This is a genomic window from Zoogloea sp. (assembly GCF_041911615.1).
Lineage (GTDB): Bacteria > Pseudomonadota > Gammaproteobacteria > Burkholderiales > Rhodocyclaceae > Zoogloea.
Genome location: NZ_JAYROR010000032.1, coordinates 1 through 5,869 on the forward strand (window position 1 = coordinate 1; position 5,869 = coordinate 5,869).

The 5,869-nt window shown below is 64.0% G+C and carries 6 protein-coding genes; 5 read left to right on the forward strand and 1 reads right to left on the reverse strand.

The genetic code is table 11. The features are described from left to right. On the reverse strand, positions 1 to 608 hold a 608-nt coding region (locus tag ACE3P2_RS03710), incomplete at its 3' end, for a hypothetical protein (protein WP_374261185.1). Between the two features lie 387 nt (positions 609 to 995). Here ACE3P2_RS03710 and ACE3P2_RS03715 point away from each other — a divergent pair. The 5 genes from ACE3P2_RS03715 to ACE3P2_RS03735 all read left to right on the forward strand — a co-directional run bounded on the left by ACE3P2_RS03715 (position 996) and on the right by ACE3P2_RS03735 (position 5,516). After that, entirely contained in the window at positions 996 to 1,451 is a 456-nt protein-coding gene (locus tag ACE3P2_RS03715; protein ID WP_324328721.1) for a DUF2924 domain-containing protein, read from the forward strand. Beyond that, a complete protein-coding gene (locus ACE3P2_RS03720) occupies positions 1,448 to 2,770 on the forward strand; it encodes a recombinase family protein (protein ID WP_324328719.1) in 1,323 nt (440 codons plus the stop codon). The genes ACE3P2_RS03715 and ACE3P2_RS03720 overlap by 4 nt, the downstream gene beginning before the upstream one ends. Next, positions 2,767 to 3,150, forward strand: a complete 384-nt coding sequence (locus ACE3P2_RS03725) for a hypothetical protein (protein ID WP_324328717.1) — start codon at positions 2,767 to 2,769, stop codon at positions 3,148 to 3,150. Before ACE3P2_RS03720 ends, ACE3P2_RS03725 begins: the two co-directional genes overlap by 4 nt. 216 nt (positions 3,151 to 3,366) lie before the next feature. Then, the gene (locus ACE3P2_RS03730) at positions 3,367 to 5,340 is read left to right on the forward strand and encodes a DnaJ domain-containing protein (RefSeq protein ID WP_324328715.1); all 1,974 of its coding nucleotides are present in this window, start codon (positions 3,367 to 3,369) and stop codon (positions 5,338 to 5,340) included. Beyond that, entirely contained in the window at positions 5,340 to 5,516 is a 177-nt protein-coding gene (locus tag ACE3P2_RS03735) for a hypothetical protein (protein ID WP_324328713.1), read from the forward strand. The genes ACE3P2_RS03730 and ACE3P2_RS03735 overlap by 1 nt, the downstream gene beginning before the upstream one ends. Positions 5,517 to 5,869 lie beyond the last annotated feature (353 nt).

The window sequence follows — 5,869 nt, forward strand, 5'->3', positions numbered from 1 at the left end:
ACCGGTTCGCCCTCGATCTGCTGCTCGAGAAACCAGTCCATCAGGCATTCCTTCTTGCCCTGGTTCCCCTGCGAAATCCCGAAATGTGCAATCGCGGCCTGCATCAGATCGAGATAGGGCGTGGTGTATATTGCATCTGCCGCGCCTTGCGCGGGTCGCGCCGGCTCCGGGATGTAATCTGGCCAGATCGCCTTCACGAGGAAACGCGCCACGCGGATGTCGATGAATTCCCAATCCCGCGCGGTCAGCCGCCCGAACGAATACTTGCCCTCGCGCCACTGCTCCGGGCGGATGCTGGTGTGGTAGCCCGAATGCAGGCCGAAACCGCTGCTGCTGCCGCCGTTGCCCCAGCCATGGGTCCGCTCCTCCGTGTATCGCCCCTGCGCCAGAAGATCCCCGTCTCGCAACGCGACGAGCAACTCGGTCTCCGCCTCCGCCTTCCACGCGATCGTCGGGTCCTGCGGCCGGTTCCAGGTCTGGTATTCCGGCACCGGTCTGGGCGGCAAACTTGCCGCTTCCACCGCGCGCCGCGCGATCGTCACGTTCTGCACATGGGCCAGCGCCTCTGCAGAACTCCATTGGGTACGGTCGAGCGATTGCAGCGACATGGGGGCCTCGTGAATCGATTGGGGACAGTTCGAACATAATGGGAACGCCCTGACCCCTCAACCCACCAAGGTGTTGCAACACCGAAAGGGTTCACCCTTTCGGGGCGGGCACGGGCTGACCCGTTCCGAGGTCGCGGTCATCTGCGCAATCATGCACCGATGGATCATGATGTTCGATCCCGGTCCCACTCGTCGCCCCAACCCACTCGCTCCTACGGTGATGACGCCCGCCGAGCGCCGCGCCGAGCTCTGCGGGCTGCTGGCGCTCGGGCTTGTTCGGTTGCGCATGCGGGAGAAGGGCGAAGTATCTGACGATACTGGAGAAAGTTACCTACACTATCCGCCCGACCAATGCCGTCATGCAACTCCAACTCACCGGAGAAATGCATGACGACCCACGATCCGATCCCCGCGCGCCTGGCCGCGCTGAAGACCACACCGACGCCTGACCTGAAAAAGCAGTGGCGCGACCTGTTCGACAGCGAACCGCCGCCCTTCAACCGGCGCTACCTCGAATCCCGCCTGGCCTACCGCATCCAGGAACTGGCCTGTGGCGGGCTGAAGCCGGAGACGATCCGGCGCCTTGAGCGACTGGGCGAGGAACTGGACGGCGGCGACAGCAAGAAGCGTAGCATCCGCGCCGATCGCGACCGTCCCATCACCGGCACGCGGTTGCTGCGCGAATGGCAGGGGGTCGAGCAGATCGTCACCGTCACCGCCGATGGGTTCGAATGGCAAGGGCGGCCCTACAAGTCGCTCTCGGCCATCGCCCGCGCCATCACCGGCACGCGCTGGAACGGCTGGGTCTTCTTCGGGCTCAGGAACCACAGGGGGCGGACATGACGAAGCCGCCGGAAAAATCGAAACCCGTCCGCAAGCTGCGCTGCGCCGTCTACACCCGGAAATCCTCCGAGGAGGGATTGGAGCAGGAATTCAACAGCCTGCACGCCCAGCGGGAGGCCTGCGAATCCTACATCGCCAGCCAGCGCTCCGAGGGGTGGGTGCTGGTGCGCGATCAGTATGACGATGGCGGCATCTCCGGCGGCACGCTGGAACGGCCCGACCTGCAGCGGCTGCTGGAAGACATCGAGGACGGGCTGGTCGATGTCGTGGTGGTCTACAAGATCGACCGCCTCAGCCGCTCGCTCGCCGACTTCGCCAAGCTGGTCGAGGTCTTCGACCGCAACGGCGTGACCTTCGTGTCGGTGACGCAGTCCTTCAACACCACCACGTCCATGGGGCGGCTGACGCTGAACATCCTGCTCTCCTTCGCCCAGTTCGAGCGCGAGGTTACGGCCGAGCGCATCCGCGACAAGGTCGCCGCCAGCCGCAAGAAGGGGATGTGGATGGGCGGCGTGCCGCCCTATGGCTACCGCGTCGAGAACCGCAAGCTGCTGATCGACGAGGAGGCCGCCGCGCATGTGCGCTGGATCTTCGACCAATTCCTCGAGATCGGCTCCTGCACAGAGCTAGCGCGCGAGGTCGGCAGGCGCGGCATCCGCACGCCGCGGGGCAACCGGATCGACAAGAAATACCTCTACCGCATGCTGAGCAATCGCGCCTACATCGGCGAGGCGGTCCACAAGGGCGACAGCTATCCCGGCGAGCACGCCGCGATCATCGGTCGCGAGACATGGGACCGCGTCCACACCATCCTGACGGAAAGCCCGCGCAAGCGCGCCGCCCGCACCCGCGCCGACACGCCCGCGCTGCTGAAGGGGCTGGTCTACGGTCCCGACGGTGCGGCGTTCTCGCCCACCCACACCCGCAAGGGCGGGCGGCTGTATCGTTACTACGTCAGCCAGACCGTGCTGAAACACGGTGCCGGGTCGTGCCCGGTGGGTCGTGTCCCCGCTGGCGAGATCGAGGCCGCCGTCATTGACCAGCTGCGCGCCGTGTTCCGCCAGCCGGAGATCGTCGCAGGCACGTGGAAGGCGGCCCGCGCGCAGGACGGCGAGATCACCGAGGCCGATGCCCGCGCGGCGCTGGCCCGGCTGGATCCGCTATGGGACGAACTGTTCCCCGCCGAACAAGCGCGCATCGCGGCGCTGCTGGTCGAACGGGTGGAGATCGGCGCCGCCGGGCTCAACGTCCGCCTGCGCATGGACGGGCTGGCGGCACTGGCACGTGAGATCACCACCGACATTGGAGCAGCAGCATGACCCGCGGGGCTCCGATCCCCGAGACGGTGACGCTCCATGTCCCGTTCCGCGTCGTGAAGCGTGGCGGGCGGAAGGAGATGCAACTGCCCGCGGGAGTCAGCCAAACGCCCAAGACCGACAGCACGCTGGTCAAGGCGCTCGCCCGCGCATTCCGATGGAAGCGCATGCTGGAGTCGGGCGAGTTCGCCACCATCGGCGAACTGGCCGAGCGCGAGGGGATCGCCTTCACCTACATGGCCCGTGTCTTGCGCCTTACGCTGCTTGCGCCCGACATCGTCGAAGCTATCCTAGAAGGGAAACAGAGCTCGGACGTCACGCTGAAGGGGCTCATGGAGCCATTTCCGTTGGAGTGGCGATCACAGATGGCGCTGCTTTCCTGAGTGCCCGCCAAATGAAATTCGCCACGATACGGGGATTGCGGCAGCTTGGGTTTCAGATGACCCTGAGACAAATCGGGGATATTGGGGCGTATCATGTCGGGCATTTTCAGATGGTTATTTGGCGGATCTTCTGCCCGCGAGCCCAAGGCACCGGATACTGTGCGAGATGAGCCTCGCAGTAAGGCCGCTGCCGAGCCGGAGCCTGAGATCCTCCGGATGGCGGACCCTTCTCTGCCCGGGCAGCTCTATTTCGCGCAGCTCGAACGTTTCACCTCCTCGGTTTCCGCAAAGGAATATGTGACCGCCGCTGCAGCCGCGCGTGCAAGTCTACCGCTGCTGCGTGACTGGCTGAAAGATCCTCAAGGCGACGGGCAGCGGCTTGACATTCGGATTCCGGCCCTGTCGCAAGGCGGAACGATGATGGCCATCGTCGGAGATCGGGACGGCCTCTGCGAGTTGCGGGACCTGGTGCAGAGTTTCGACCATCTGCAAGCTTACCGAGACGAGGCGGAGGAACACTTAGCCGACCTCGACCTTTTCGACCAGCTCCGGGAGGCGATCCGCGCAAATCCGGGCATCCTGCAAAGCCGGATCAAAACTGTGCTGGGCGTCGATGACGCGCGCCGTGCCAGTCGGCTCATCTCCTACCTCGAGAAGTCGGGAGAAGTCCGTCGCGCGAAGAGCGGAAAGACCTATGAGCTCTATCTCGCCGATGCCGAGATGCCCAAGGCCTCGGCCGCGACGATCTACAATGAGCCAGCAAGGCCGGGATCGCACCGACGCGACCGAGGTGCCGGGCGTCCGCACGAACTCGACCCAAAGCGTGTGAATATCGTGCCTCTTCCGCCTTCGCCGAATGCGTGGGAGCGACCCGTCGAGCTGCCTGCCACAGAGGAAGCCTTCGCAGACCCTCAAGGATGCTGGAGCGAAATCGTCGTCGAGGCAATTTCGAAATCGGATCGACCGGATCCGGCCTTTCGCAGGCATTACAGCACGCGCGGCGGCGCACTGTCATTCGACGATCTTGCGAAGTCAGAAGCGAGCCTTGGCGCTGCTGGAGCGGTGATGTTCAGCGACGCGAGTGGACGACCTGGGACACCGGTGCCCCTACACCGCGATGCCTACCACATCTCCGTTCATCCAGAGGGCGAGGGCTTCGCGCTGCGCTCAAAGAGCGGTGTGATGACCGTCTATCGTGGCGACCTCGGCATCGATTTCGAGACTGATCTAGAGGTCGCCCCGGAAGTCGCCGCCAACCGCGAACGACTCGGCTTAGCAGCGAGCGAGGCACATCGCGCTCTGCGCTGTATAGCACTGACACCGGATCGGAACCGCTACCTCTTCACTCACGTCGACGAAGCGTGGTGCGTTAACCGGGAAGGAGAGCGCTTATGGGGGCTCAGGATGCCGGCGAAAGAGCCCACCCGCATCAGGGTAGGCGGGTCCAGCTTCGGGACCGCGGCGGAAATCGATCAAGCCCTGGAGGTCATGGGTCTTCAGATGCCGGTCACGCCCGACGAGATCCGAAGGCGATATCGGCAGCTCGTGCGTGAACTGCACCCTGACGTAAATCCGGGAAACGAGGAAAGGATGAAGGCGGTGAATGTCGCATCGGAGCGGCTAACAGGCCTCGACCCTGAGCAGCTTGACGGGAGTGGAGGAGGTGAAAACGGCTTTGAAATCGTGATCAGCTTTGGCCCCGCGGCCGAGGCGGACTGGATTTATGCCGCAGCCTTCTCCGGGACGGGAGAAACCGCTCTGCTTGGCACCTATGCCGGGCGGGTGGTGCGTGTGGACCGCAGCGGCTCGCCGACCACGATCTACGACGTGGGCTCCGTGCCTGTCCGCATCGTCGAGACCGAAGCGTTCCTCTATGTGATGACCACGACCCGTCTCTATGTGCTCGACGGCGACCGCCTGATCGCCTTGCATGATTGTTCGCCAAAATGCGATCTGCTCGTCAGCGGAGGCATGGTCCTCCTGGTCGAAGGCAAGGGCGTTCGCGTCTTCACGGAAGATGGCCGGCCGCTGGGAACCGTCCTGACCAAGGCGCCCATCCGGCGGGCGTATGTCGACAATGGCGAGGTCGTCGTGGAAACGCGGACGCAACGGGGGAGCTTCCGTGGGATCCGCGCGGTTCCGAAGAGCCCCAGCGATCCGTCCCAGGCAAGTCCCATGCGTCCATCGTGATGGCTGACCACGTCACTGCGGACGGCCGCTCGTACATAATGTCGATGGTCCGCCAGAAGGACACGAAGCCTGAACTCGCCCTGCGCCGCGCCCTTCACCGGCTCGGATATCGCTTCAGGCTCCATCGTCGCGATCTGCCGGGCAGCCCCGACATCGTGTCACCTCACTGTTTTTGATTGTAATTCTAACACAAGGGCCGTTTCGGACAAAGCCGGAACATGGCCGCATAGGTGGTCACCCAAGCGACCTCATCGATCCTGTTCGATTTCTGTTCCTTCTCGCGGATGCGACCGGCGTCGAAGTGTTCAGGTCAGGCTACAAGACAGTCTTTAGATTTCAGATGCTTGCGCGCTTTACACCAAAACCACGCAGTCGAGAGGTCCGGAGAATATCGACCCTGAGAGACCGCCTTCGGGCCTCCTGGCGCTGGCGGCGGTGCTCAGCCTCACCCGCATAACCCTCGAAAACAACGGAAAAATCCGGCCTCAGCCGGATCGGGAGAACGCTTTCGCGGGGGCAAGTGGCGGAG

Bases quoted from the DNA above. Each gene is read 5' to 3' on its own strand.
- ACE3P2_RS03715 (WP_324328721.1), top strand. From the start codon at position 996: ATGACGACCCACGATCCGATCCCCGCGCGCCTGGCCGCGCTGAAGACC.
- ACE3P2_RS03720 (WP_324328719.1), top strand. From the start codon at position 1,448: ATGACGAAGCCGCCGGAAAAATCGAAACCCGTCCGCAAGCTGCGCTGC.
- ACE3P2_RS03725 (WP_324328717.1), top strand. From the start codon at position 2,767: ATGACCCGCGGGGCTCCGATCCCCGAGACGGTGACGCTCCATGTCCCG.
- ACE3P2_RS03730 (WP_324328715.1), top strand. From the start codon at position 3,367: ATGGCGGACCCTTCTCTGCCCGGGCAGCTCTATTTCGCGCAGCTCGAA.
- ACE3P2_RS03735 (WP_324328713.1), top strand. From the start codon at position 5,340: ATGGCTGACCACGTCACTGCGGACGGCCGCTCGTACATAATGTCGATG.